The 23,995-nt window shown below is 67.3% G+C and carries 21 protein-coding genes; 6 read left to right on the plus strand and 15 right to left on the minus strand.

The window, feature by feature from the left end; translation table 11 throughout:
* Nucleotides 1-28 precede the first annotated feature (28 nt).
* The 11 genes from ACQR0Z_RS05005 to ACQR0Z_RS05055 all read right to left on the minus strand — a co-directional run bounded on the left by ACQR0Z_RS05005 (nucleotide 29) and on the right by ACQR0Z_RS05055 (nucleotide 11,021).
* Nucleotides 29-235 carry a hypothetical protein gene (locus ACQR0Z_RS05005; RefSeq protein WP_434859804.1) on the minus strand — a complete coding sequence of 69 codons (207 nt, stop codon included), beginning with the start codon at nucleotides 233-235 and terminating at the stop codon, nucleotides 29-31.
* 90 nt (nucleotides 236-325) lie between these two features.
* Complete coding sequence (locus tag ACQR0Z_RS05010; protein WP_434917848.1) at nucleotides 326-1,144, minus strand: hypothetical protein; 819 nt, start codon at nucleotides 1,142-1,144, stop codon at nucleotides 326-328.
* A gap of 4 nt (nucleotides 1,145-1,148) precedes the next feature.
* Nucleotides 1,149-2,507, minus strand: a complete 1,359-nt coding sequence (locus ACQR0Z_RS05015; protein ID WP_434917849.1) for a hypothetical protein — start codon at nucleotides 2,505-2,507, stop codon at nucleotides 1,149-1,151.
* A 137-nt stretch (nucleotides 2,508-2,644) separates the two neighbouring features.
* A complete protein-coding gene (locus tag ACQR0Z_RS05020) occupies nucleotides 2,645-3,709 on the minus strand; it encodes a phospholipase (RefSeq protein WP_434917850.1) in 1,065 nt (354 codons plus the stop codon).
* Between the two features lie 224 nt (nucleotides 3,710-3,933).
* Nucleotides 3,934-4,905, minus strand: coding sequence for a S1C family serine protease (locus ACQR0Z_RS05025; protein WP_434879893.1), 972 nt, complete (start codon nucleotides 4,903-4,905; stop codon nucleotides 3,934-3,936).
* A 169-nt stretch (nucleotides 4,906-5,074) separates the two neighbouring features.
* Nucleotides 5,075-5,380: a hypothetical protein gene (locus ACQR0Z_RS05030; RefSeq protein WP_434917851.1), complete on the minus strand. Its 306-nt coding sequence runs from the start codon at nucleotides 5,378-5,380 to the stop codon at nucleotides 5,075-5,077.
* On the minus strand, nucleotides 5,364-6,467 hold the full coding sequence (locus ACQR0Z_RS05035) for a hypothetical protein (protein ID WP_434917852.1): 1,104 nt from the start codon (nucleotides 6,465-6,467) through the stop codon (nucleotides 5,364-5,366). The genes ACQR0Z_RS05030 and ACQR0Z_RS05035 overlap by 17 nt, the downstream gene beginning before the upstream one ends.
* Nucleotides 6,464-6,904: a DUF4383 domain-containing protein gene (locus ACQR0Z_RS05040; protein WP_434917853.1), complete on the minus strand. Its 441-nt coding sequence runs from the start codon at nucleotides 6,902-6,904 to the stop codon at nucleotides 6,464-6,466. The genes ACQR0Z_RS05035 and ACQR0Z_RS05040 overlap by 4 nt, the downstream gene beginning before the upstream one ends.
* Nucleotides 6,901-8,346, minus strand: coding sequence for an FAD-binding oxidoreductase (locus tag ACQR0Z_RS05045; protein WP_434917854.1), 1,446 nt, complete (start codon nucleotides 8,344-8,346; stop codon nucleotides 6,901-6,903). Before ACQR0Z_RS05045 ends, ACQR0Z_RS05040 begins: the two co-directional genes overlap by 4 nt.
* Before the next feature lie 70 nt (nucleotides 8,347-8,416).
* Nucleotides 8,417-9,934, minus strand: coding sequence for an AMP-binding protein (locus ACQR0Z_RS05050; RefSeq protein WP_434917855.1), 1,518 nt, complete (start codon nucleotides 9,932-9,934; stop codon nucleotides 8,417-8,419).
* A 67-nt stretch (nucleotides 9,935-10,001) separates the two neighbouring features.
* Nucleotides 10,002-11,021 (minus strand): helix-turn-helix domain-containing protein, encoded by a 1,020-nt coding sequence (locus ACQR0Z_RS05055; RefSeq protein WP_434917856.1) that lies wholly within the window; start codon nucleotides 11,019-11,021, stop codon nucleotides 10,002-10,004.
* 19 nt (nucleotides 11,022-11,040) lie between these two features.
* On the opposite strand from ACQR0Z_RS05055, the gene ACQR0Z_RS05060 reads away from it, so the two are divergent.
* Together ACQR0Z_RS05060 and ACQR0Z_RS05065 are read left to right on the plus strand one after the other, a co-directional pair.
* Nucleotides 11,041-13,161, plus strand: coding sequence for a primary-amine oxidase (locus ACQR0Z_RS05060; protein ID WP_434917857.1), 2,121 nt, complete (start codon nucleotides 11,041-11,043; stop codon nucleotides 13,159-13,161).
* 346 nt (nucleotides 13,162-13,507) lie between these two features.
* Entirely contained in the window at nucleotides 13,508-13,912 is a 405-nt protein-coding gene (locus tag ACQR0Z_RS05065; RefSeq protein ID WP_434917858.1) for a four-helix bundle copper-binding protein, read from the plus strand.
* Nucleotides 13,913-14,034: 122 nt separating this feature from the next.
* On the opposite strand, the gene ACQR0Z_RS05070 is transcribed toward ACQR0Z_RS05065, so the two are convergent.
* Together ACQR0Z_RS05070 and ACQR0Z_RS05075 are read right to left on the minus strand one after the other, a co-directional pair.
* A complete protein-coding gene (locus ACQR0Z_RS05070) occupies nucleotides 14,035-14,205 on the minus strand; it encodes a Flp family type IVb pilin (RefSeq protein WP_434859816.1) in 171 nt (56 codons plus the stop codon).
* A 160-nt stretch (nucleotides 14,206-14,365) separates the two neighbouring features.
* Complete coding sequence (locus ACQR0Z_RS05075; RefSeq protein WP_434917859.1) at nucleotides 14,366-15,913, minus strand: winged helix-turn-helix domain-containing protein; 1,548 nt, start codon at nucleotides 15,911-15,913, stop codon at nucleotides 14,366-14,368.
* A gap of 144 nt (nucleotides 15,914-16,057) precedes the next feature.
* Here ACQR0Z_RS05075 and ACQR0Z_RS05080 point away from each other — a divergent pair, with 144 nt between their 5' ends.
* Entirely contained in the window at nucleotides 16,058-17,104 is a 1,047-nt protein-coding gene (locus ACQR0Z_RS05080) for an alpha/beta fold hydrolase (RefSeq protein WP_434917860.1), read from the plus strand.
* Here ACQR0Z_RS05080 and ACQR0Z_RS05085 read toward each other — a convergent pair.
* A complete protein-coding gene (locus tag ACQR0Z_RS05085) occupies nucleotides 17,101-17,682 on the minus strand; it encodes a GNAT family N-acetyltransferase (protein WP_434917861.1) in 582 nt (193 codons plus the stop codon). The genes ACQR0Z_RS05080 and ACQR0Z_RS05085 overlap by 4 nt on opposite strands.
* 331 nt (nucleotides 17,683-18,013) lie before the next feature.
* Here ACQR0Z_RS05085 and ACQR0Z_RS05090 point away from each other — a divergent pair, with 331 nt between their 5' ends.
* From ACQR0Z_RS05090 to ACQR0Z_RS05100, 3 genes are all read left to right on the plus strand, one after another.
* Nucleotides 18,014-19,441 carry a hypothetical protein gene (locus ACQR0Z_RS05090; RefSeq protein WP_434917862.1) on the plus strand — a complete coding sequence of 476 codons (1,428 nt, stop codon included), beginning with the start codon at nucleotides 18,014-18,016 and terminating at the stop codon, nucleotides 19,439-19,441.
* Nucleotides 19,442-19,443: 2 nt separating this feature from the next.
* A complete protein-coding gene (locus ACQR0Z_RS05095; RefSeq protein WP_434917863.1) occupies nucleotides 19,444-20,850 on the plus strand; it encodes a hypothetical protein in 1,407 nt (468 codons plus the stop codon).
* Between the two features lie 401 nt (nucleotides 20,851-21,251).
* Nucleotides 21,252-22,697 carry a hypothetical protein gene (locus ACQR0Z_RS05100; protein WP_434917864.1) on the plus strand — a complete coding sequence of 482 codons (1,446 nt, stop codon included), beginning with the start codon at nucleotides 21,252-21,254 and terminating at the stop codon, nucleotides 22,695-22,697.
* Between the two features lie 9 nt (nucleotides 22,698-22,706).
* Here the strand turns inward: ACQR0Z_RS05100 and ACQR0Z_RS05105 are convergent, their stop codons facing one another.
* Nucleotides 22,707-23,963, minus strand: a complete 1,257-nt coding sequence (locus ACQR0Z_RS05105) for an Hsp70 family protein (RefSeq protein WP_434917865.1) — start codon at nucleotides 23,961-23,963, stop codon at nucleotides 22,707-22,709.
* Between the last annotated feature and the right edge of the window lie 32 nt (nucleotides 23,964-23,995).

A 23,995-nucleotide genomic window follows, 5' to 3' on the forward strand; every position in this document is an offset into this window, starting at 1 on the left:
CCTGTCAGATAAAGATCGGTCGTGCTGATTACTTCGACGAGATGCGCACCCAGTCGTCATGCGCGCGGGTCTTCAGCGAATTCCAGCTGTCCGAGGCGACGTCCCAGTTCACGATCGTCCGGCGCGTCTGCGCCGAGGCGCCGTTGGCGACTTCAGACGTCTGCATCGAGTCATGGATATAGACGCCGAACCCGAGAAGGAGCGCGCCAAGGATCATTCCCACGAACGTCCGCATAGTCATGTTCTCCAGTGTGACGGCCGATAACGCCGCCGTCCAGGCTTGGTTCCGCCGTCGCGGCGGAAGGTTCAAGCCCGACCTGACAAACTAACTGCGAGGTTTTTCGGGACGGGAATCCGGCATCGCCGTGACGAGATTGAGTGCTTTCAGCTCGTCCGGCTTGAACGTGAACAGCTGGTCATGTGGTGTCTCCATCGCGTGCACCCAGACCTTGAGATCGATCCCCATGTCAGCGAGATGACGCTGGCAGCGCGCGGAGACGTTCTGGGCCACGCTCATGTCGTCGCCGGACCGGACTGTTGCGGCGGAAGAGACCGCGGCAATCTGATGCACGCCGATGACCGCCTTCTCGCCGGCGCGGCGCTCGACGCCGCCGGCGAACATGAGCGGACAGGACGAGGCGCAGTATTTCCCTGCCTCCACCTCGGTCGCGAACTTCTTCGTTCGGATCAGGCGCCCCATCGCGAGCGCGTCGGCGACCGAACCGCCCGGCGAGTTCAGCACCACCATCTTGATGTATTCGCCGTAGCGCTCGACCGTGTCGGCAAAGCTGCGCGCGCTGCCCGGCGTGATCGTGCCGGTCGCGTAGAGGCGGCCCGCACCGCGCAGCTCGAACGTGATCGGTTGCTGCAGGGCGCGATCGCCTTGCGGCAGCGGCATCAGCCGCTTCATCAGCGGCGCCAGAACGGAAGGGGCATCCGTCGGCATGTCCGCCGGCTCGCGCTGAACGTCGAGCTGAGACGGGGCCGCATCGGGGAATGCTTGCGGCGCATTCATCTCGAGCAGGTCCGCGGCCAGCACTGCGACGGTCACGACGACAATGCTGCGGAACACCCAGCGAAGGATGCTCTCGTCCGGATTGCCGGCGAGCCAGGCGTGAACGCGCTGGTTCAGGGCGGAGGCCACGCAACTACTTCCCGATCCGTGCCGACGACAAAGTGGTGACGTTCTCGTCGGCCGCGTTGGCTGTCGCGGGCTGCGGCTCGGCAGGCGGTGCAACCGCCGGCTCGCCCGGCCCGACGGCCGGCCGCGCCTCCGCTGCGCGCCGCGCGTCTTCGACTTCGCGCGCGATCTGCAGCGCCGTGACGAGATCGCTCGCCGTCAGGCTCGACGCGCTCACGGCCGGCAGGCCCTCGCGCCGGATCGCGGCATGGACGACGCACAGGATCAGCACGAGGACCGCCGGCATCAGGTCGATCGAGATCGCTCCGGCCCAGCTCGGGATGAAGTCGCCGGCGTAGCGCAGCACGGCCTCGGCGGGGGACAGCGACTGGAACCTCGTCGGCTCGATGCGGGGCAGGGCCAGGATCTTGTCGGCGGCATCCGCGAGCGAGGCGGCCTGCGTCGCGATCGCGCCCTCCACCTTGCCGACCACGGCGGTCTGCCGCTCCGCGAGATCGCCGCTGCGTCCCCCTGCGGCGGGGGCGATGAAGCCGGCCGTGAGCGAGGTCGCGGCGCGCTTGACCGCGGGCGCCACCGACGTCTGCTGCAGATTGGCGATCACGCCCATCAAGGTCAGCGACTCCGTGGCGAAGGCGTCGCTGCGTGTCGCGATCGGGCCGCGGTCGGAGATCAGCTCGCGCATCCTGGCGAGGCTCTTGCTGCCCTGCTCGTACAGCGCGGAGACGCGCTTGCCGGAGTCCTGCACCTGCTGCCCCAGGCCATCGAGCTGCGTCGACATCTGCGTCAGCAGCTGGACCACGGTGCCGGAGCCCGAGGTGCCGGTGAGCGAGCCGGCGCGCTCGGCGTCGGCAAGCTTGGCGAAGCGCGAGGAGGCGAGCTGGATGTCCGGCAGCAGGCTCTGCGCCGCGATCGCCTGGCTGTTGGCGCGATCGAGATCGCGCGTGTAGTTCTGCACCGTGATGGCGAGATGCTGCTGGATGGCGGCGGCGCCGGCCAGCGCCGAAGCATTCAGCCAGGACGACATTGCGACGATCATCAGCGAGCCCAGCAGCATGCAGCCGCCCATCAGCAGCCGGCCCATCAGGCTGGTCACATGCGGCATGAACTGCATCATGAACACCCAGAAGGCGTAGATGCCGACGGAGACCGCGACCGAATAGATCACGGCGGCGAAGAACACCGTCGTGGGACTGCCGTTGAGCAGCTCGCGGACGCCGAGATAGGTGTAGACGCCGGCAGCCAGCGCCAGGATCGCGGTCGTGAGCTTGAGCGTGACCTCGAGGCGGTTCACGCCGTCGGCGAGCACGACGGACGTGGCGGAGCGGGCAGACGAGACTTGCGCAACGGACGCGGCAGGCGAGGGCATAAGCGGACCTTTGGCGGCCTCATGACCGCCCCTGTGCAGCGCCCCCGCTGTATGGCTAGGCTGTTATCAATGAGAACAAAATCCGCCGAGATTGTGTCCCCGGCATTACCGATCGGCCATGTCGGGCGCGACTCGCCTCACCGCATCAGCCAGCGCAGCAGCTCGACATTGGCTTCGCGCGGGTAGCAATGGCTGAGATCGTCGATCTCGCGATAGACGACCTCAGCGCCCGATTTGGCCAGCGCGTCGCGCGTGTGCCGCGCGATCTCGACCGGGAACATCCAGTCGAGCCGGCCGTGCACGATCTGGATCGGCAGGCCGCGCAGGCGATCGCGATCGGCGATCTGCGCCATCAGAGGATGGAACGTCGCGGCGATCGGCGCGAGGTGGGTGAAGGGCGAGCCGGCCTGCAGCCCGCTGACATAGCAGAAGGTGCCGCCGTCGCTCATTCCGGTCAGCAGCATGCGGGCGGGATCGACGGCAACGCGGCTGCGCACGAGATCGAGGATGCGGATCAGGTTCGGCGTATCGGCGTCCTCGCCCATCAGCGCCCAGGTCGGCCCCGTCGCGGTCGGCGCGACCAGGATGGCGCCGAGGCTGCGCGCAGCACGCATCCAGGTCCAGAGAAAATCACGGCCGTTGCCGCTGCCGCCATGCAGCGCCATGACCAGCGGCCAGGCGCGATCGGCCGTGTAGTACTCCGGCACATACAGCGAAAAGCCGCCGCGATTGCCGATCTCGTTGTGATCGTGAAACACGGCGTCCTTGCCGGCGGAGGTCGCCAGCAGCTGCCGTAGCGCGTCGTTCTCGCCGATAGCCGGTTCGAGGAAGAATTCGCTCAGGGGCGGCAGCGTCGCCGCAAGCGGGAACAGCGCCTCGAGGGCGCGCGGCAGCTGGCGAAGGGCCCTGAACACGTCGACGAGATCGCCTTGTCCGCCCTGCACCGCGCGCAGGCCCGCGAACGACATCAGCGCCGCATCGGCTGCGGTATCGAAGGCGATCCGGATGTGGGAAAAGTCCGCCGGCCATGACGTCAGATGTGCGCGCGCGACCTGCAGCGCGTGGTCGGGATCACCGATCTCCGACATCACGCGGTCGAAGTCCGGCGGGTTCAGGTAGCGGGCGACGTAGGACAGGGCTTCGAGCGACTGCAGCAGTGGCGGCAACACGATGAGAATGTCATCCACCACGGCATCCGTCATGCAGGTCTCCTCGATCCAGCGGGGCAGGTCGTCTCACCCACGGGCAATCATCATCTCGGCACGCCGCTCGTCGCGCGATGCGGCAATGTCGTGACGCGGCTCGCCCAAGTCAACACGCGCGAAGGCCGTCAGCGCTTGCTGATGAATTGAGCCGACGCAGGAGGCTCCATGTCGAAGTTGTGGCCGAACTGCGGCGGGATGTGCTGCGCGACGCGCCCGCCCGCTCAGTGCAGCCGCGGCGCCTTCAAGAGCTTGGCGCGATCGGTCGAGGCGATGGTGACGTCGAAGGTGACGCCCTCATGATGCACCGTCAGCGGCACATCGACTCCGGCTGCGCCGAGCGCCCAGAGCTTGCGATAGAATTCGCTCTGGCTCGTGACCTTGTCGCCGTTGATGCCGAGGATCACGTCGCCGGCCTTGAGCTCGGCGCGCGCCGCCGGTCCGTTGTCGGAGACGCCGATCACGACGACGCGGTCCTCGACCTCGGTCGCGTACATGCCAAGCCAGGGACGGGCCGGCTTGTTGACGCGGCCGAAGCGGCGCAGGTCATCGATGATCGGCTTCAGCAGATCGATCGGCACCACCATGTTGACGTGCTCGGCCTTGGCATCGCGCTCGCGCTCGAGCTGCAGTGAGCCGATCCCGATCAATTCACCCTTCGCCGAGATCAGTCCGGTGCCGCCCCAGTTCGGATGCGCGGGATGGGTGAAGATCGCCTCGTCCAGCAGATACTCCCAATAGCCCGCGAATTCCTGCTTGGCGATGATCTGGCTTGCCACCGAGCGCGTCCGGCCGCCGGCGCCGCCGAGCACGACATGGTCGCCGATCTTCGTCTCGGCCGACGATCCGAGCGGCAGCGCCGGCAGATCGAGCTGTCCCAGCGCCTGCACCAGGCCGAAGCCGGTCGTGAAGTCGAAGCCGAGCACATGACCTTGCACCACCCGGCCATCATTGAGGTGCAGCCAGACCGACTCCGCTTCGGTGATCAGATAGCCGATGGTCAGCACCAGCCCGTCGTCGATGACGACGGCGTTGCCGGCGCGCTCGGTGCCCAGCGTTTCCGCGCTGAAGGCATCCGGCGGGATGATGGCATGCAGGCCCACGATCGAGGACAAGACCTGGTCGAGATCATACTGATAGTCTTCGGCACGAGGCTGGAAGGCAAACGGCACTTTCCATTCGGTCAAAGAAGGCATTTCGTTCTCCTGCCAGTCGACCCTCCCCGGAGGGAGCGTCGACCAGGCGTCTGTTCTGTGTCGCGTGACCGCCTCAGCGTGACCGCGAGCTTAACATCTTTGCGCGGCGGCGCCAGTTCCGGGGGCGTCCGCCCGAGTGTCGGAAAACCCAGCGCCCGCCACGCGGTGACTAGAGGCGTCCGCAGCCTTTGCCCATGATCGGCCAGACCAGCCAGGCGCCGGCAGCGTAGAGGCTGCCGATCGTCGTGGCCCCCGGCCGTGCCGAGACGTGGAAACGCCCGGCATCGAGCAAGGCTCCATCGGAGGCGACGATTGCGGGAATCATGCGGTCCGACGGGCCGAAGACGACGACGGCCTCGGGCTTGATCAGCAGCGTCATGGCGGCCATGCCGGCAAACCACGCCACGGCGACCGCCGCCGCGCCCATGACGGGGACGGAGCGGGCCGGCGGGGACCGATCAATAGTCGTAGGCATGCTCGAACGTATATCCGGCGGCGTCGAAACGGGCGATGTCCTGAACCAGCGACCGGACCGGCACGTCGACGCCGATGCGGCGCGCGCCGGGACGGGACTGGACCGGGACACTGAATATAGGCAGCCCGTCGAAAGCTGCCAGCCGGCCGTCGCCGGGCGGAATGACGATGGTCACGAGGATGCGGTGGTTGCCGGCGACCTCGCCGAACGCGGCGCCGGGATGCCGTCCGAGCTCCCGCGCGAAGGCGTCGAACTTGGCGTAGCGCTCGGTCTCGACCAGCACGCCCTTGCCGCCCTTGCTGTCGGTGACCTCGCGGATCACCTTCACGCCGGGGATGGCGGCCAGCTCGGCCGCAGGCAGGCCGGTAACGACGCTCCGGATCGTCAGGACGGCCGGATCGTATCCCGCAGCATAGCCGATGATCGCGGCGTAGGCGGCCCGTCCGGCATATTGCAGGCTGAGGGAGAACCGGCGCTCGACCGCGCGCAGCGATGGCACGAATGGCGTCTCGCGCCAGAACTGATCGAGTTTGGCGGCGAAGGGATAGCGATACCACGGCGTCTGATAGAGAAACGCCGCGTAGTCCTTCAGCAAAGCGAGGTTGAACGCGTCCTCCGCTGTCTTGACGCCTTCGGTGGTCTCCGCGCTGAGCGCGCCGATGGACTTCTCATAGCCGCCCTGCAGCGCCATCTCGGCGGTGAAGCTGAAGCCGATGATGTAGTTGGTGAGCTTCTGGTCCGATGTCGCGGGACCGGATCCCGCCGCCTGGCGTGTCGCCCGGCACAGGCTGCGCCAGAAACCGCTGATACTCGTCAGGTAATGGAATTGCGACTCGGAGCTCTGGCCGGTGACATCGGCGAGATCGCGATAGGCGTGGACGATGTACCATTCGGGGAAGGTCAGGAAGCTGTCGCCCTGCGAACGGGCGTAGCCGGGATCGGTGATTCCGTAGTCCGAAGTCACGGCGGGGGTCGGCACGTCCGCCGTGCACACCGTCTCCACGGTGGCCACGGTGGTCGCGATGCCGATCGCGGCGGCCGCGGCGAGGGCACCGAAAAGAACCAGGGCTTTGCGACGCAGGCTCATGCGACGGCGGCCTGCCTGCGCCAGGGCGACCAGCCGACAGCTATACCGATCGCGCCCAGCGCGAGATGCGGCAGGCTCGAGAGCAGCTTCACCAGCCAGGACGTGTTGCGGATGCCGTCGATGATGATGGACAGATCGAGATAGCCGGAGCCGGTGAACACGCCCATCACGCCGTCGAGGAAATACAGCGAGCCGAAGACGCGCAGGAAGAAGATGGCGCTACGGCGGGACAGCATCGCGCCGAGCGCCCACAGGCCGGAGGCGACATGCAGCGCGTCCTTGTAGATGTCGAGCTGAAACAGGCCGAAGACGCGGCCCTGCGCATCGATGAAGGCGGGGATGTAGTCGGTCGCCGCGGCGAACAGCAGTGCCACGGCGAGCGCGAGGGCTGCGATGCGATAGCGGTCCAGGGAGAATCCGTCGGCTGAGGTCGTCATGCGAAATAGGCGTCCCACATCGCGTTGCGGAACAGAAGGTTCGGATCATAGTGCCGCTTGGCGGCGACGAAGCGCGCAACGGCCGGATAGGCCTTCTCGACCTGGTCGCGGCGCGCATGCAGACGATACGGCAGATAGAACGCGCCGCCAATCGCGGTGATGCGGTCGATGAGGGCTTCCGTCGTGCGCAGCATGTCGACCTCGCCCTCCGGCGAGGTGACTTGCGAGAACGACATCACCGCCGCGATGCGGCGCACCGGCGCGATGGTCAGCGCCGGCGTCTTGTCCTCGGCGACGTAACGCAGGGTGACGTTGAGGAATTCCGCGCGCGCTTTCGGGATGATCTCGCGGCAGGCGGTGAGGAACTCGCCGAACCGCTCGGGCGCGACGAAGTATTCATGCAGAATGTCGGTGCGGTGCATGTCCTTCTGCGCGAGGTTCGCGACCGGCTCGGCCATCAGCGAGTTGCGCGTGTAGTGGCTGTCGGAGATGGCGGGGCCGAGCCGCGTCTCCATGAACCAGCGCAGACCCTTGGCGACCTCCCAGCCGGTCTGCGCGCGATAGATCGTGTTCGCGACGCCGGTCAGCTTGCCCGAGCTCGCCACCGGCGGCAGCGTCGCGGGCGCATCCGGCGCGGGGCGGAAGCTGACGAGCAGCGCGTCGTCGAAGAACGCCTTGCGCGACACCGACATCCGGCCATAGGCCATCTTCACATTGGGATCGCTGTCGATGGTGCGTGTGAACGCCTCAGCAAACTTCTCCGGCGCCATGCGCTCGAAGCGCGGCTCCAGCAGCACGTTCGGCACCATCTCAACCTCGATATCGACAATGATCCCGAACAGGCCATAGCCGCCCATGGCAAGGCCGAACAGCTCGGCATTCTCGGTGCGCGAGCACTGCACCAGCGTGCCGTCGGCGAGCAGCATCCGGATCGATTTCACCGTCGACCCGAACGGGCCGTACGGCACCGGCCAGCCATGGGCGTTGACGCTGAATGTGCTGCCGACGCCGAAATCGCTGTTGGACTGCATCACGGCCGGCGAGAAGCCCTTGGCGTCGAGCGTGGCGATCACGTCCCACCAGCGGTTGCCGGCGGCGGTGCGATAGGTCCGTGCCGCCGTGTCGAGCTCGATGGCGCCGCCGTCGAGCGTGATGGCGGTGCCGTCGCGTGGCAGGCTCTGGCCGCCCATCGAATGCCGGGCGACGGCGGCGGTCACCGGCCGCTTCGCGGCGGCAGCCTCCTTCAGCTCCGCGCGCAGCCGCGCGATGAGATCGTCGGTTGCTGGCTTCGAAATCACGACATGCTTGGCGACCGGCGTCGGGTTAAGCCGGCTGGCGTCGTTGAGGATGGTGCGCGGCTCGGCGCGCGCCCCCGGCATCCGCGCCAGGGGCAGCGCCGCAGCCGTGGCTGCGGTGCCGAGAAACCGTCGTCGTGAGATCATGGCGTGCGCACTCCTGACTGATTGGGGAGTCTACGCCAGCATCGTAAACGTTCGAAAAATTGGCGGCCGATCAGTCCGCCGAGGGACGCAAGCGGGCGGGAACCAGCCGGAAGTCGCGGCCATCCTTCAGCCACGCCGCGCGCTCGTCGCGTAGCAGCGTTCGCCGCACCTTCCCGGAATCGTCGCGCAGCATCATGTCGACCAGCTCATAGCTTTCGGGATGCTTGTAGCGCGACAGCCGGTCCGCCAGGAACGCGCCCATGCCGTCGACGATCGTCTGCGCGTCCTTGGCGCGATCGATCTCGACAATCGCATGCACGCGCTGGCCGAGTTCGGGATCGGGCAGGCCGACGACGACGCAGGAGCGGATGTCGGGATGCGCCATCAGTGCCGCCTCGACCTCGGCCGGATAGATGTTGGCGCCGCCGCGCAGCACCATGTCGGCGAGCCGGTCGCCGAGATAGAGATAGCCGTCGGCATCGAGCCGGCCGATGTCGCCGAGCGATTCCCAGCCGTCGGCGCGCCGCTTCGGCTCGGCGCCGAGATAGTGATAGGTGCTGCCGGGACCATCCGCCGGAAGGAAGTAGATCTCGCCGCTCTCGCCGGGCGCGACGTCATGGCCGTCGGGGCCGAGGATGCGCAAGCCGCAGGTGTCGTCGATCTTGCCGACCGAGCCCTTGTGCTGCAGCCATTCGGCTCCGGAAATGATGGTGCGTCCCTGCCGCTCGGTGCCGCCATACAGCTCGTAGACGCGCTCGGGGCCGAGCCACTCGATCCATTTCTCCTTCAACCATGCCGGCATCGGCGCCGCCATGTGGAACACCATCTTCAGGCTCGACACATCGTAGCTGTTGCGCGCCGCCTCCGGCAGCGCCCAGATCCGGTGCATCATGGTCGGGACGAAATTGACCCACTGAATGCGCTGCGCCTGGATCAGCCGCAGCGTTTCCTCCGCGTCGAACTTCACCATGCCGGTCAAGGTGCCGCCGGCGAACAGCGCGTAGTGCGACACGATGAAGGGGGCGTTGTGATAGAGCGGCCCGGGATTGAGCAACGACGCACCCCTGGGAATCCCGAGCGGCGGCTCGGCTGCGGTGTCCGTCACCGCGGGCTGATGATCGAGGATCACCTTGGGGCGCCCTGTCGAACCGCCGGATGTCATTGCCTTCCAATAGCGCGACACCGGCGCGGTCAGCGGCTCGTCTGAGAATCCCTGGGGTGTGAAATCGGCGGGCAGCGTATTCGGCGCATTCCAATCGGCCTCGCCGCCGACCACCAGCGACGGCTTGAGGATCTCCAGCACGGCCGCGGCTTCGCCGCGCGGCAATCGCCACGACAGCGAGGTCGGCGTGGCGCCGCATTTCCACACCGCAAAACTGGTCTCGAACAGCGCATTGCCGTTGGGCAGGCCGATCGCGACGAAGTCGCCGGGTTTGACGCCTTTGGCGGCGAAGGCGCGGGCGCGCGCATTGGCGCGGCGTTCGAGCTGCTCCCAGGTGAGGCGATCGGCTCCGTGCTGAACAGCGATGCTGTCTTTGGGTTTGCGCTCGGCGTACCAGCGCGGCACATCCGCCATCGGGATCAGCATCTCGTCCTCCACACCATCGGCGCGTTGCTTGTGCGCCGTTCTTGGTCGGCAGATCGCGCGGCCGACGTCAATGATGCGAGACGTTGTGCCTCATCTCGGAAGACGCGTCCATACGCGCACGCCGCAGGGTTTCGGATGGCAGTTCTGCGAAATGGCGCTTGTAGTCGAGCGAGAACTGGCTGAAGTGCCAGAAGCCGTGGCGCACGGCGACGTCGTAAATTCCGTCACGTGGATCGCGCGACGATTTGAGGTCGCGCCGCACGCGATTGAGGCGCACCGCGCGCCAATAGGCCAGGGGACTGGTGCCGAGCACGTCCCGGAAGCAGTAGCTCAGCTTGCGGTGGCTGACGCCGACCGCCTTGCAGACATCCAGCAATGAAATGGATCGCTCCGATGAGGCGAGCATCAGGTCGCAGGCCCGATCGACGATGCGCTTGCGCGCGGCGCCGCTGCGGCTGTCATCGCAAGGCCGTGCGTCCGGCAACAGGTCGGTGATCGCCAGCAGCAGGCCGTCCTGCAACGTAGCGGCGGACGCTGCGTCCTGCGGCAGTTCCGTGTGCGCGCAAGGCGGTGTGTCGAGTATCGCCAGCGCGGCCCGGAAGCGAGCCAGCGTCGCGGCCGGCGCCGAGATCGCGCGCATCTGATGGCGCAGGCCACGCGGCAATTCGATCGCCAATTGGCTGGCGATCTCGTCGATGAGTTGGGCCGACAGGGTTACGCCGCGCAGAGCGAAGCCCCGCGGCGTGCAGATGTCGACCTCGGCATCGAAGGACACGATCAGTGCGTCATGCGTGATGCTGGCGCCGTTGACCTTCACCGGGCCTTCGCCGCCGCAGGGCTCGGCCAGGCCGCAGCAGTCGCGGCCGAGTTCGCCATGCTGCCGCACCTGCTGGCTCGTCACCTCGTGGAAGACGTCGAGGCGCGGCATCGACAACTGCGTAAAGTTGCCACGGAAGGCGCCGGCGCTGATCTGGTCATAGCGCAGCCGCCAGCCGCCGAGCTTGGCGCAATGCTCGTCGACATCGGCGCTCGTCGTCTGCACGAAGCCAGGGCGCGCCACGCTGCTATGGGTCGGGTTCAAGCTCATGACATCACGGCGAAATTGAATGAGCAGGTGCAAGACGCGCGCCAGCGTGGCCCGCCGGCCGGTCCGGCGTGCGATCTTGCCCGATTTCGATAACGCTGTCCTGCGTCTGATTGGCAGTCTCGCACGCCATGACCGGCCCTATCAGGAGATCGTCGTGCAGGACATCGCCGCAATCGCCATCAGCCATCCGCTCGATCCGCTGACGCCGGACGAGATCGCCGCGGCCTGCCGTCTGGTGCGTGCGAGCGCGGCATCCGCCGAGAATTGCCGCTTCCCCATCGTGCGGCTCGAGGAGCCGACCAAAGCGGAACTCGTGGCCGCCGACGGCGGGCAGGCGCTGCCGCGCAAGGCCTTCGTGGTCTCGCTCGACATCCAGAGCGGCGAGTCGGTCGAGCATGTCGTCGATCTCGGCGCCGAGGCCGTCGTCGCGCGCAAGGTGGTGCCAAACCGCGAGGCACCCTATGGCCAGCCCCCGGTCATGCTGGAGGAGTTCTTCCGCTGCGAGGCCGCGGTGAAGGCCGATGCCGGCTGGCGCAAGGCGATGCATCGTCGTGGGCTCACCGACAAGGACATCGAGCTGGTGCAGGTCGATCCGTTCTCGTCGGGCTTCTTCGATCTGCCGTTCGAGCGCGGCGCCCGCATCGTGCGCGCCGTGAGCTATTTCCGCGAGCATCCGCAGGACAACGGCTATGCGCATCCGATCGAAGGCGTGGTCGCCGTCGTCGACCTGATCGCCGGGAGGGTCCTCGATCTGACGGATGAAGATCCGGTCGTTCCGATCCCGCGCAAGAAGCGCAACTACGGCGCCCATGAGGTGACGGCGCCGCGCACCGACATCAAGCCGCTGAACATCGAGCAGCCGCAGGGGCCTAGCTTCACGGTCGATGGCTGGAAGGTCGAGTGGCAGAAATGGAGCTTCCGCGTCGGCTTCACGCCGCGCGAGGGTCTCGTGCTGCATCGGCTGTGCTATCAGGACGGCGAGCGCACGCGCCCTATCATTCATCGCGCCAGCGTCACTGAGATGGTCGTGCCTTACGCCGATCCGACCGCCAATCATTTCTGGAAGTCGGCGTTCGATGCCGGCGAATATGGTCTCGGCATGCTCGCCAACGCGCTGGAGCTCGGCTGCGACTGTCTCGGCAACATTCATTATTTCGACGTGCCCGCCGCCGACAGCAAGGGCGAGCCGTTCGTGATGCAGAACGCGATCTGCATGCACGAGGAGGACTACGGCATCCTCTGGAAGCACTACGAGTTCCGCAACGGCCTGTTCGAGGTGCGGCGCTCGCGCCGGCTCGTCATCAGCTTCTTCGCCACTGTCGGCAATTACGACTACGGCTTCTACTGGTACCTGTACCAGGACGGCACCATCCAGCTCGAATGCAAGCTGACCGGCATCATCCAGACCGCGGCGGTGGCGCCCGGCGCGACCTATCCCTGGGGCGGCATGGTCGATGACAATCTCGGCGGCCCGACGCACCAGCATTTCTTCAACGCGCGCCTGCACATGGACATCGACGGCGGCGGCAACACCGTCACCGAGCACGAATTCGTGCCGCGGCCGTGGGGCCGCGACAATCCGCATGGCAACGTGTTCGACACCACCAGCCGCGTGCTGGCGCGCGAGCGCGACGCGGCGCGCCTCGCCAATGGCGAGACCGGGCGCTACTGGAAGATCTCCAATCCCAACGAAAAGAATTCGGTCGGCGGGGCGCCCGGCTACAAGCTGGTGGTCAATCCGAGCCCGGTGATGCTGGCGCAGGAGGGCAGCTTCGTGCGCAGCCGCGGCGGCTTTGCCACCAAGCATGTCTGGGTCACGGCCTACGATCCGGCGGAGAAATACGCTAGCGGCGACTATCCGAACGTGCACGCCGGCGGCGACGGCCTGCCGCGCTACATCGCGCACAACCGCAACATCGAGAACACCGACATCGTCGTCTGGCATTCGTTCGGGCACACGCATGTGTGCAAGCCGGAGGACTTTCCGATCATGCCGGTGGAGTATGCGGGCTTCATGCTCAAGCCCGTCGGCTTCTTCGTCGCCAATGCCGGGTTCGACATTCCTGCGGAGCGGAATGCGAAGAGTGTGCTGAGTGCAGAGGGGACGGCGGGCACGGATGGCGGCAGTTGCTGTCACTGAGCAGTGCTGTCGGTGACAAAGCTGCTGACACGCGGCGGAGCAGAGGTGCATATCGGTTGTCTCCCGGCATCCGCACCGCTCTGTCCACTCCCCTCCCCCTTGCGGGGAGGGGTCGGGGGTGGGGGTCCCCGCGGGTGGTCTCACCTCCGGGATTCCATTTTGGCCGACGTCCAAACGAAGCTCATCGCCCGGGGACCCCCACCCCCAACCCCTCCCCGCAAGGGGGAGGGGAGTGCACCGCCTTCGTCGCGTGATGGTGGGTTTCAGTGAAATCGCATCATGCTTCTAGAACCTTTTCCGTGCGCGATCATTGACGCGAGGCGGGGGCTGACTGATGGGAGGTCCCATGCACGCCCAACAAATGATCGAAACCCATCCGCATGTCCGCGGGCAGGTCGATGACGCGCTGATCCGCTGCATCGAGGAGTGCTATTCCTGCACCCAGATCTGCACATCCTGCGCGGATGCATGTCTTGGCGAGGAGAGCGTCGCCGAACTGACCCAGTGCATCCGGCTTAACCTCGATTGCGCCGATGTCTGCAACATCACGGGCCGCCTCGCCACGCGGCGCACCGGCTCGGACCAGGAGATGATCCGCCGCATGCTCGATGCCTGTGCCGCCGCGTGCCGGCTGTGCGCGGAGGAATGCGAGCAGCACGCCGGCATGCATGCGCATTGCCGGATCTGCGCCGAATCCTGCCGCCGCTGCATGAGCGCCTGCGAGGATGCTGGCCGCAACATGGCGCATTGAGGCGCCGCGCAGTGTGTAAAAAGAAGTGTGTCAAAAGATAAGGCCGGGCACGAGGCCCGGCCTGTCCGACCATGGCAACCGGATTGCTCCGGCCCTGAGAACGCCATTACAGACGGCAAGTATCAGCCACCGTTCAGCTTGGTCGTGAGCGTCGTGAAGATGCCTTCGAGCGTGAGCCCGAGCTTGTTGAGAATGGTAATGATGGCGAGGGCGATGCCGGCGGCAATGAGGCCGTATTCGATGGCAGTCGCGCCCGATTCATCTTCATAAAATTTGAGTAGCAATGTCGTCATCGATCCCCTTCGCCATCAGGCGAAGTCCCTCATGGAGCAGTGACCGCGAAACTACGGGATGGAACCTAAGGTAGTGTGAATGGCTTGTCGCCAAGTTTCCTCACTTGGATCGAAATGGCAGAAATTCCAGTTGTAGCCGGTGTCGTTGCACGCAGCGGCCTCAGGCCGGCACGCCGGCCGCGCGCAGAGAGTCCGCGTAGGTTGTGGCCATGCGGCTGATGGGAAAGGGAATTCGCGCCAGGAAGCCGGAGACCGTGAGCTGCGGTTCGAGCGTCAGCAACTGACGCGCGGCCTCCGTCGCGCGAGCGAGATCTCCGGCGCCGACGCGCGCGACGATGAGGACACGCAGCGCAACGGCGAAGCGGCGGTTCTGGGCGAGCGCCCGCTCGGCCCAGTGGATCGCGCTGGCGAAATCCTCGTCGGCGACGGCGCACACGGCCATGGCGCCGGCGGCGAGCCAGCTGCGCGGATCGCGCGGATTGAGGCGCTGGGCCCGTTCGATCTGCGCCCGGCCTTCGGCGGCATGTCCGGCCATGGCTTCGATCCAGCCGCTCAGCGTCAGCGCCACGGCGGAGTTCGGATTGATGTCGAGCGATCGCTTGAACATGTCGCGCGCGGGCGCGATGTCGTCGGCCATGTTCCAGATCGCGAACGCCGCCATCCACAGCACCTGGGCATCGTTCGGCGCGCGTTCGCTGGCCTGCCAGGCGCGCGCGACGGCGGCTTCGCGATAGTTCTCGTCGGCTTCGCTCCAGCCTTGAAAGTGGCGCAGCGCCTGGCAATAGGCCGACGCGGCCATCGCCGGCGCGTAGGCGGGATCGATGGCCAGCGCCTCGTCGAGACACGCGATCGCTGCGGCGAGGCTGTCGGGCGTGAACGCGTCGCGCAGGCTCGCGGCGCGCAGCAGCAGATCATAGGCCGCGGGATGCGGCGAGGGCATGGTCCGGCGCCGCTCGCCTTCCGCCTGTTCGAGCGTCGGCTCGATCGCGGCGACGATGCTTCCGGTGATGCGATCCTGCAGCGCGAAGACATCGTCCAGCTGGCCGTTGAACCGCTCGGCCCACAGATGCGCGCCGGACCTGGCATCGATCAGCTGCCCGTTGATGCGCAGCTGCGTGCCGGCGCGACGCACGCTGCCTTCGAGCACGTAGCCGACGCCGAGCTCGCGTCCGACCTCGCGCAGGTCGACGGCCCGCCCCTTGTAGGTGAAGGAGGAGTTGCGCGCGATCACCACGAGGCCGCTGCAACGCGACAGCGCGGTGATGATGTCCTCGGCGATCCCGTCGGCGAAATAGTCCTGGTCCGGATCGCCGCTCATATTGGTGAACGGCAGCACCGCGATCGCGGGGCCATCGAACGCGCTCGCGGCAGCCGGCATGCTGGGTGTCGGTTCACGGACCTCGCCCGTGAAGCGGATGCCCTTGCGCGGGATGGTGCGGATCAGGCGCTGGGTCTCGCCGCTGTCGCCGATCGCGCTGCGCGCCGCGCTGATGCGGCTCGCCAGCGTCGCCTCGGAGACGATGCGCCCGCCCCACACTTCGGCGAGGATCTCGTCGCGGCTGACGACCCGGTCGCGCATCCTGATCAGGAAAGCGAGCAGGTCGAACACTTGCGGTTCCAGCGCGACCAGCACGTCGCCACGGCGCAGCTCGCGGCGGCCGGGATCCAGCACGAAGTCGTCGAAGCAAAACACCACATGCGCCGCCATGTCTGGTCCCGCGGAAACGGCTCACCTTCGGACCTCGGGAGCCGCAGAATCAAGCTGCTCTCCAGGAAAAATCAATGCCGTCTCCAAGCGCATCCGGACAGCAGGGCGCACAAGGGATGACAGACCCCAATCCGGAGACCCGTCATGCCCTTCGTCCCTCACGACCGTCGCCGGTTCTTCACGCTTGCGGGAACCGCCATCGCCGCGCTTCAGCTCGGTTCCGGCGCCGTCCGCGCGCAGGGCTTCAAGAGCGCGGCGAAGCTGCCTGAGATCCGTCCGGGAACCTCAACTACGCTGGGCCCGATCAAGCAGGTCACGGCCGGTGAGCTCAGTATCGGCTATGCCGAGATCGGTCCCGCCGATGGATCCGTGGTGATCCTGCTGCACGGCTGGCCCTACGACATCCACAGCTTCGCGGATGTCGCGCCGGCTCTGGCCGCGGCCGGCCATCGCGTGATCATTCCGCATCTGCGCGGCTACGGCACGACGCGGCTGCTGTCGCCCGCCGCCTTGCGCAGCGGCCAGCCGGTCGCGGTGGCCGCCGACATCGTCGCGCTGATGGATGCGCTGGAGATCAAGGCGGCGACGCTCGCCGGCTATGATTGGGGCGCGCGCACCGCCAACATCATCGCCGCGCTGTGGCCGGAGCGCTGCAAGGCGATGGTCTCCGTCAGCGGCTATCTGATCGGCAGCCAGCAGGCCGGACGCATGCCGTTGCCGCCGGCCGCCGAGCTGCAATGGTGGTATCAGTTCTACTTCGCGACCGAGCGCGGCCGCGAGGGCTACGACAAGAACCGGCGCGACTTCGCCAGATTGATCTGGCGGACGGCGTCGCCGCAATGGGCGTTCGACGATGCGACCTTCGCGCGCAGCGCGGCAGCCTTCGACAATCCCGATCACGTCGACATCGTCGTGCACAATTATCGCTGGCGGCTCGGTCTTGTCGCGGGCGAGGCGAAGTATGATGCGCTCGAAGCGAAGCTCGCGACGTTTCCCGCGATCAACGTGCCCACGATCACGATGGAAGGCGACGCCAATGGCGCGCCACATCCCGCGCCGGAAACCTATGCCAAGAAATTCACCGGCCGCTATGAGCACCGCCTGATCACCGGCGGCATCGGCCACAATCTGCCGCAGGAGGCGCCGCGGGCCTTTGCGCAGGCGGTGATCGACGTGACGGCCGGCGTCTAGCGGTCTCCGGCGGGAAGCGGCTGCGAACCTCGATGGCGCAGCCACGCCTCCCGTCGCACGATCCATTTCTCGGATCGCGTCTCGCCATTGTGGTGCGGGAGTGCGATATGACCGATGAACTCTGCGCCGGTCTTCTGCTTGACGCGGCGCGAGGCGGCGTTGCTCGCGACATTGCAGACATGGAAATGATCGAGCCCGAGCGGGCCGAAGGCGAAGTCGTTCACGGCGGCGATCGCCTCGCTCATCAGTCCCTGATTCCAATAGGGCTCTGCGAGCCAGAAGCCGCGGTGGCCCTTGCGTGACTCGACGCGTGGCCGGAAGTGGATGTTGCCGATCGCCGTGCCATCGCCGTCCCGCAGCACCAGCACCCATTGATAGATCTCCTCGCCGGCCGCGATCTTGTCGAGCTGCAGCTTCACGAAGGTCGCGGCGCCATCGTCCGGATAGGGCCAGGGCACGACGGCGGCGAGGGTGCGGATGATGTTCCAGTTGTTGAAGTGGCGCTGGATCGCGGGCGCGTCTGCGACCGCCAGCGGGCGCAGCAAAAGGCGGGCGGTATGCAACGTAGGCGTGAGCATGCGACATCCTGTCGTTAACCAATACGGACGGCAAGCCCTTGCCGCGACCGCCCATCAAAAAGCTATCCATCTGATTCATAAGGGATCTCAGCCGAATTAAGGTTACGGGGAACTTTCGTTCCCGTAATGGAACCCGACGCTTCCACAACGCTGCATTGCGGTGCATTAATCGAACACACGCAATTGCAAGGATGCAGCGTGTGTACAACCGCCGGAGGTATCATAGGCGGGGCGGGCTCAGGGTTGCGCCCATGAGGTGTTGGAAATGAAACGCGGGACGGCGGGACATCAGTCGCGTAGGTCGCAGGCGCAGCGCGCGTTCGATCCATGCATGTGGCGTACGCGGCAACTCAGCCGGCCGATTCCCTTCTACGGCTCGGAGCTGTTTCAACTCGGCTGTCCGCCGCTGGCCTCCTTCATCGCCGCCTTCCTCGGCTGCCTCATGACCTTGCACATGAGTGCATCCGGCGTGTCGCCGTCGATTGCCTCGTCCACCGCCACGCTGCTGTTGAGCGCGTCGCTGATCCTGACGCGGACGGCGACGCTGGTGCCCGGCACGTTCTTCTCCTCGGCCTATGGCGGGAGCTTCATCGGCATGACACCGGTGGCACTGCTCAACGCCAGCGTCATCCGCGCCGGGCTGCCACTCGACGCCGCCTTCGTGTTGTTGTCACTGTTCGGCGGATTGGTGTTCAGCCTCGGCTGTGCGCTCGACATGTGGGTGCAGGGCGGACTGGCGCGCGGCTATGGCGGCCGGCTGGGCGCGCTCGCAGCGGTCGCATCGTTCCTGTTCGTCGGCCTGGCGCCGCTGGCTGGGCCGGGCGGCGAGCTGTTTCCGATCTCACGCAGGGGCGTGCTGGAGTTCGGTCTCCTCGATGCCGCCATCACGCTGGCGCTGTGCAGCGCCGGTATGCTGGCGACGATGGGCGCATTGCGCTGGGCGCCGGTCGCCGGCTCGGGCCGCGCTGTGCGCATCTTCGCCGCCGCGACCTTGGCGTTCGCAGGTCTCGTGATCCTGCATCTGCTCGGCCGCGATGCCGCTGATCTCGAGGCCTTCTATGCCGGGTGCTTTCTCGGCATGTCGACGCAGCGGCGCCTGCGCAGCCTCGCCCAGGCCGCGGCCGCGGCGGTGCTGCTGACGGGGCTGCTGATCCTGACCTTCCCGATCCTTCCGGCGGTGGGCGGCAGCCTCGGCTCTGTCGCCTTCGTCTCGGTCGTCTTCGTCGATGCATCGGTCCGGCTGTTCGTCGAGGCCGGTGAATCGCCGCGGCAGACGATGGTGGCCTTCGGGCGAGGGCTGCTCGCCGCAGCCGCGATTCTTGCCGTGCTGCTGTCGAGTGAAATGCTGTGGCAACGGCCGCTGCTGCCGGCCGGTCCAATCGTCCGAGCGGACAGCGCCGTCGAACCGCAGGTCCGGCCCGTCACCCCGCCGGTGGACATCAGCGGCGAGACCTCGTTGCCCAGCCGACCGTTTGCGCCGCCTGCGATGCCGCCCGATCTGCCGCCGCAGATCCTGCGCCCCGAGGCCGGTGCGCCGCTCGCCGCAGAAGACTCGCGCGAGCCCGCGAGCACAATCACCGAAGAGCCGTCCCGGCGCATCCGCCCTGGCCCGGTCGTTGCCACGCCAGCGGCGCCGGTAAGGCGTCCGCAGATCCGCGCCGTTCCGCCGGCGATTGCGCGGACCCGCATCATGGCCCGGCACGAGGTGCAGCCCGCTCCGGAATGGCAACCCGATCCGTCGACGTTGGCAGGTCCGTGACAATGGACCCCGAGGAGATGGAGCGGTCGTCCGAGCCCGGCACTTCCGGCAAGCCCCGTCCTTCACTCCACGCTGCACCGCTCGCGTCCTTCGCCGGGGCCTTCCTCGGCTGTCTCGCGACGTTGCACCTGAGCACGCTCGGCCTGACCCCTGCGATCGCATCGGCGGTTGCCACGCTGCTGCTCTGCGCCAGCATCGTTGCGGCGCCGACCCGAAGTCTGCTGCCGGCGACATTCTCCTCCTCGGTCTTCGGCGGCAGCTTCAGCGGGATGACTCCGGTCGCGCTGTTGAGCGAAAGCGTCGCCCGTGCCGGCTTGCCGGTCGAGAGCTCCTTCGTCCTGCTGTCGCTGTTCTGCGGTCTCGTCTTCGGCTGCGTCTGCGCCGGCGAGGTGCGGCTGCGCGTCGTGCTGCTCAAGGGCTATGGCGGCCGCTTCGGCGCGCTTGCCGCGCTCGGCTCGTGCGCTTTCCTCACGCTCATTCCGATGCTCGGCCCCGCGCGGACGCCGCTGCGCATCGCGGGGCTGCCGGGCTACCACGAGGGCCCCGGCCACGCGCTGCTGATGCTGGCGGCTTGCAGCGTCGGGATGTTCGCGACCCTGTTCGCGCTGAAATGGCCGCGCGTGGCCGATGCGGGACGTGCGTCGCGGGTGTTCGTCTCGGCTGCCGTGGCCTGCTCGGGACTCGTCATCCTGCAGCGGCTCACCGGGGCCGATGCCTGTTTCTCCGATGCGTATTACGCCGGGTGTTTCGTCGGCATGTCGTCGCCGCAGCGCTTGCGCTGGACGATGCAGCCGCTGCTGGCGGCCGTTACGCTGACGATGCTGCTGCTGCTGGCGGCGCCGGTCCTGCCGAGCGTCGGCGGCAGCCTCGGTTTGGCGGCCTTCGTGGCGGTCGCAAGCGTCGACGCCGGGCGTCGCATCATCGACGCCGCCACGCGGTCGCTGAGCCGCCCTGCGCTGATCGGGATCGGCAGGTCTCTTGCCACAGCGGTCGCGATTGCCGCGGTGCTGCTGCCGAATGATCTGCTCCTATGGCAGCACCGCGCGGACCCGCAATCGATTCTGCTGCCGCCGGCCGACGAGGACGAGCTGTCAGGCATTGCGATGGAGGCTGAGGTCCCGGTCGATGAGCCCTTGTCCTTTGCGGAGCCGGCGCCCGAACCGCCGTTCCTGACCCTTCCGCCATCGCTGCCCCACGAGCCGCGTGAGCGTCACGCGGCGCCCCAACCGGTGCGTCAGGCCGATCCCCGTCCGTTGGACACGAGGCGCCGCAAACAGCGCGAGCGCACCAAGGCTGCCACGGCGCCGCGCCACCCCGCTGCTGTCGCGCGCAATCAGTCGCGCGTGTCCCCGCCTACGCCGCGGCCGCCGCGACGGATTCCGCAGGATGGGTCACCGCGGCGACGCTGAGCACGCTCAACAAGGTGCCGTCGGGCGGGCGTGGTGCCGCTGCGGCCGCGCAACATGGCACGGCAGGACGCGTAACCCGTGCCGAGAGGACGCCCGATCCGGTCCACATCAGCGGGGCCGTGACGGCGGACCGTCAGCCTTTTTACGGCGATAACCTGCCATCGCCACAGGTTTGCGCGTGTTTCGCCATGTTTCGACATCATCGTGCACAACGCGGTGCTTAGCGGGTCTCGTCTGGCGGTGGGGGCCGCGGGGGGGACCCGGCCGATCCACAGGGGGGTGGTTCGCCAATGCAGCAGGCCTCTGATTGCACGGCATGGCGACCAGGCCTGCCGGTCGTGTACGAGCCGCGTCCTCGGCCGCGGCGTTTCGATCTCCCGGTCGCACTTCTGGTCTCGTTCGTGGGCGCCGGTCTAGGCTGCCTCGCGACCTTGCAGCTGAGCGCGTTGGGCCTGTCACCCGCGCTGGCCTCGGCGGCAGTGACGGTCGTGCTGTGCGCAGGTCTGGTCATTGCGTCCCCGGACAATCTGGCGGCGACCACCTTTTCGTCTTCGGTCTACGGCGGCAGCTTCAGCGGCATGACGCCGATCGGACAGCTCAGCGACAGTGTCGCGCGCACGGGACTGCCTCACGAGGCGTCGCTCTATCTGCTGTCGATCTTCTGCGGCCTGCTGTTCTGCCTTCTGACGGCTGTCGAGGTGCAGCGGCGCATCGTGCTGTTGCAGGGCTATGGCGGTCGACTGGGCGTGCTGGCAGCGATCGGATCGCTGCTGTTCGTCACGCTCGGGCCATGGCTCGCCGGACACGGCGAATCCCTGCGTCTTGCGCATCTCAATCAGTTCGACCAGGAGTTCGCCGGCGCGCTCGCCATTCTTGCGGCCTGTGTCGCCGGGACGTTCCTGACCATCTTCGTCCAGCGGCTTCCGCAGGTGGCAAGAGCGGGGCGGGCCGACCGCACCTTCGCCTCGGCCACCCTGGCGTTCGCCGGAATGGCGATCATGCAGGCGCTCTGGCCCGACCAGCGCTGCCTCGTCGATGCCTACTATGCCGGGTGCTTTCTCGGCATGTCGTCACCGCAGCGGCTGTCCGGACCGCTGCAGCCGATGGTGGCCGCGCTGACCCTCACATTGGTGCTGGTTCAGGCCTCGACGGTTCTGCCGATGGTCGGCGGCAGCCTCGGTCTTGCGGCGTTCATTGCGGCGGCCGGTGTCGACCTGGTCTGGCGCGCCGCTGCCACGCTGCCGGCCCCGATACGATCCATGAAGGTCGGGCTTGGCCCGAGCATGGCCGCCGCCTTGACGGTCGCGGGGTGTCTGGTGCCGGGCCAGATGTTTCACAAGCTGGTCGACGAGACGACCGGCGTCCTGAGCGAGGCCACTCCGGTCTTGGCTCCGGTTGTTGCCGCCCTGCCTGACGAGCAGGTCGTGGACGCGCCCCCGCCGGAAGCCGCATCGCCTGCGCCGCTCGCTGCTGCGGCCGAACCCGCTCCGCTTCTCGCCATTGCTGCGCAGGCCGAGCCCGTCGCGCCTGACGTCACGTCGCGTGTGGAGGCGCCTGCCGACGCCGCCCTCATGCCGGTCCCGGCACCACGTGCCGAGCCGCCGCGGGCGCAGCGCGCGAGGCGGACCGGCTCGGGGTCTTCGCCTTCGGCCAATCCGGGGCCCTGGGGTATCATCCTGACCGCTGAGCCCGCGCGGGCCGGCACGACCGGTGCGCGATCTGGTCGTGCCAGGACAGCGCCGGTCCGTGTCGTCGACACGGCGCCGGCCGTATCGCAGCCCGCAACGCGCTCGCAGAGCGCGTCGCGGAGGCCGGCGCGGTCGGCCGCGACCGCCTCCAGCGAATGAGCCACGCGGTCAGCCGAACTTGCGCCGGGCGTCGAGCGCAAGTCCGATGCCGACGCTGCCGAGCAGGTCGGTCTCGGCGACGCGTGCTGCCGGAAACAGCGCGAGGATCGCCTCACGCAGCGCCGGCACCATGCTCGAACCGCCGGTGAGGAAGATCGTGTTGATCGCCGTGGCCTCCACCGCGGCATCATCCAGCAGCGTCGTCACGGTGCGGACGACGCGCGCGACGGAATCGGCGATGGCGCGGTCGAAATCGCGGCGCGTGAACTTGATGCGCGCCCACTCGTCCTTCTCCGACAGCACCGAGGTCAGCGACTTCGCCGCGGTGAGCGCGATCTTGGCCTGCTCGACGCCGATCGCCAGCGTATGGCCGCGATGCTCCTCGACCACCTTGATGAAGCGATCGACGAGATCGCGCCGCTCGGCCTCGTAGCGGATCTGGCGCAGCTCGTGAACGACGCCCTTCTTGTAGAGCTGGTTGATGCGGTGCCAGGTGGCGAGCTCGTGATAATAGGCGGTCGGCAGCTCGCGCTTGCCGTCGGCGGTCAGGCTGCCATAGCCGAGATGCGGCATGACGCTCTTCAAGCTCAGCAGCCGGTCGAAATCGGTGCCGCCGATGTGAATGCCGCCATTGGCGAGGATGTCGTCCTCGCGGTCAGCCTTGCCGCGCCGCTCCGGCGAGACGCGCACGATCGAGAAGTCCGAGGTGCCGCCGCCGATGTCGACGATCAGCACCAGCTCCTCGCCGTTGACCTGCTGCTCATAGTCGAGCGCGGCCGCGATCGGCTCGTACTGAAAGGCGATGTGCCGAAAACCCTGCTCGCGGGCGATCGCCTCGAGCGCCGCCTGCGCCTCCGCATCCGCCTTGTCGTCCTTGTCGACGAAGCGCACCGGGCGGCCGAGCACGACCTGGCTGACCTCGTGGCCGAGCCTGGTCTCGATCTGTGTCTTCAGATGCGCGAAGAAGAAGCCGAGGATGCCGGAGAACGGCACCGCCTTCTGCCGGATGTAGGTCTTCTCATGGATCAGCGCGGTGCCGAGAATGCTCTTCAGCGCGCGCATGAAGCGGCCGTCATGGCCGGTCAGATAGCGCTCGATCGCCGCGCGGCCGAACTGCACGCCGTGATCCTCGAAATCGAAGAACATCGCGCTCGGCAAGGTGCGCTGCTCGCCCTCCAGCGGGATGAGCTGCGCGGAGGCGGGATCGCTGAGGCCGACCGTGGTGTTCGAAGTGCCGAAGTCGATGCCGCAATGGGCCGCTGCCATGCTCGTCTCGTTGTCCGTCCGGGGAGGGCGGT

Origin of the sequence: Bradyrhizobium sp. HKCCYLS3077, assembly GCF_051167555.1 — a bacterium.
Lineage (GTDB): Bacteria > Pseudomonadota > Alphaproteobacteria > Rhizobiales > Xanthobacteraceae > Bradyrhizobium.

Coding starts and splice junctions, on each gene's coding strand:
- ACQR0Z_RS05025 (WP_434879893.1), bottom strand. CDS start 4,905: ATGCCTTCTTTGACCGAATGGAAAGTGCCGTTTGCCTTCCAGCCTCGT.
- ACQR0Z_RS05060 (WP_434917857.1), top strand. CDS start 11,041: ATGAGCAGGTGCAAGACGCGCGCCAGCGTGGCCCGCCGGCCGGTCCGG.
- ACQR0Z_RS05020 (WP_434917850.1), bottom strand. CDS start 3,709: ATGACGGATGCCGTGGTGGATGACATTCTCATCGTGTTGCCGCCACTG.
- ACQR0Z_RS05095 (WP_434917863.1), top strand. CDS start 19,444: ATGGACCCCGAGGAGATGGAGCGGTCGTCCGAGCCCGGCACTTCCGGC.
- ACQR0Z_RS05005 (WP_434859804.1), bottom strand. CDS start 235: ATGCGGACGTTCGTGGGAATGATCCTTGGCGCGCTCCTTCTCGGGTTC.
- ACQR0Z_RS05105 (WP_434917865.1), bottom strand. CDS start 23,963: ATGGCAGCGGCCCATTGCGGCATCGACTTCGGCACTTCGAACACCACG.
- ACQR0Z_RS05015 (WP_434917849.1), bottom strand. CDS start 2,507: ATGCCCTCGCCTGCCGCGTCCGTTGCGCAAGTCTCGTCTGCCCGCTCC.
- ACQR0Z_RS05085 (WP_434917861.1), bottom strand. CDS start 17,682: ATGCTCACGCCTACGTTGCATACCGCCCGCCTTTTGCTGCGCCCGCTG.
- ACQR0Z_RS05045 (WP_434917854.1), bottom strand. CDS start 8,346: ATGATCTCACGACGACGGTTTCTCGGCACCGCAGCCACGGCTGCGGCG.
- ACQR0Z_RS05040 (WP_434917853.1), bottom strand. CDS start 6,904: ATGACGACCTCAGCCGACGGATTCTCCCTGGACCGCTATCGCATCGCA.
- ACQR0Z_RS05035 (WP_434917852.1), bottom strand. CDS start 6,467: ATGAGCCTGCGTCGCAAAGCCCTGGTTCTTTTCGGTGCCCTCGCCGCG.
- ACQR0Z_RS05065 (WP_434917858.1), top strand. CDS start 13,508: ATGCACGCCCAACAAATGATCGAAACCCATCCGCATGTCCGCGGGCAG.
- ACQR0Z_RS05075 (WP_434917859.1), bottom strand. CDS start 15,913: ATGGCGGCGCATGTGGTGTTTTGCTTCGACGACTTCGTGCTGGATCCC.
- ACQR0Z_RS05070 (WP_434859816.1), bottom strand. CDS start 14,205: ATGACGACATTGCTACTCAAATTTTATGAAGATGAATCGGGCGCGACT.
- ACQR0Z_RS05055 (WP_434917856.1), bottom strand. CDS start 11,021: ATGAGCTTGAACCCGACCCATAGCAGCGTGGCGCGCCCTGGCTTCGTG.
- ACQR0Z_RS05080 (WP_434917860.1), top strand. CDS start 16,058: ATGCCCTTCGTCCCTCACGACCGTCGCCGGTTCTTCACGCTTGCGGGA.
- ACQR0Z_RS05030 (WP_434917851.1), bottom strand. CDS start 5,380: ATGCCTACGACTATTGATCGGTCCCCGCCGGCCCGCTCCGTCCCCGTC.
- ACQR0Z_RS05090 (WP_434917862.1), top strand. CDS start 18,014: ATGTGGCGTACGCGGCAACTCAGCCGGCCGATTCCCTTCTACGGCTCG.
- ACQR0Z_RS05050 (WP_434917855.1), bottom strand. CDS start 9,934: ATGCTGATCCCGATGGCGGATGTGCCGCGCTGGTACGCCGAGCGCAAA.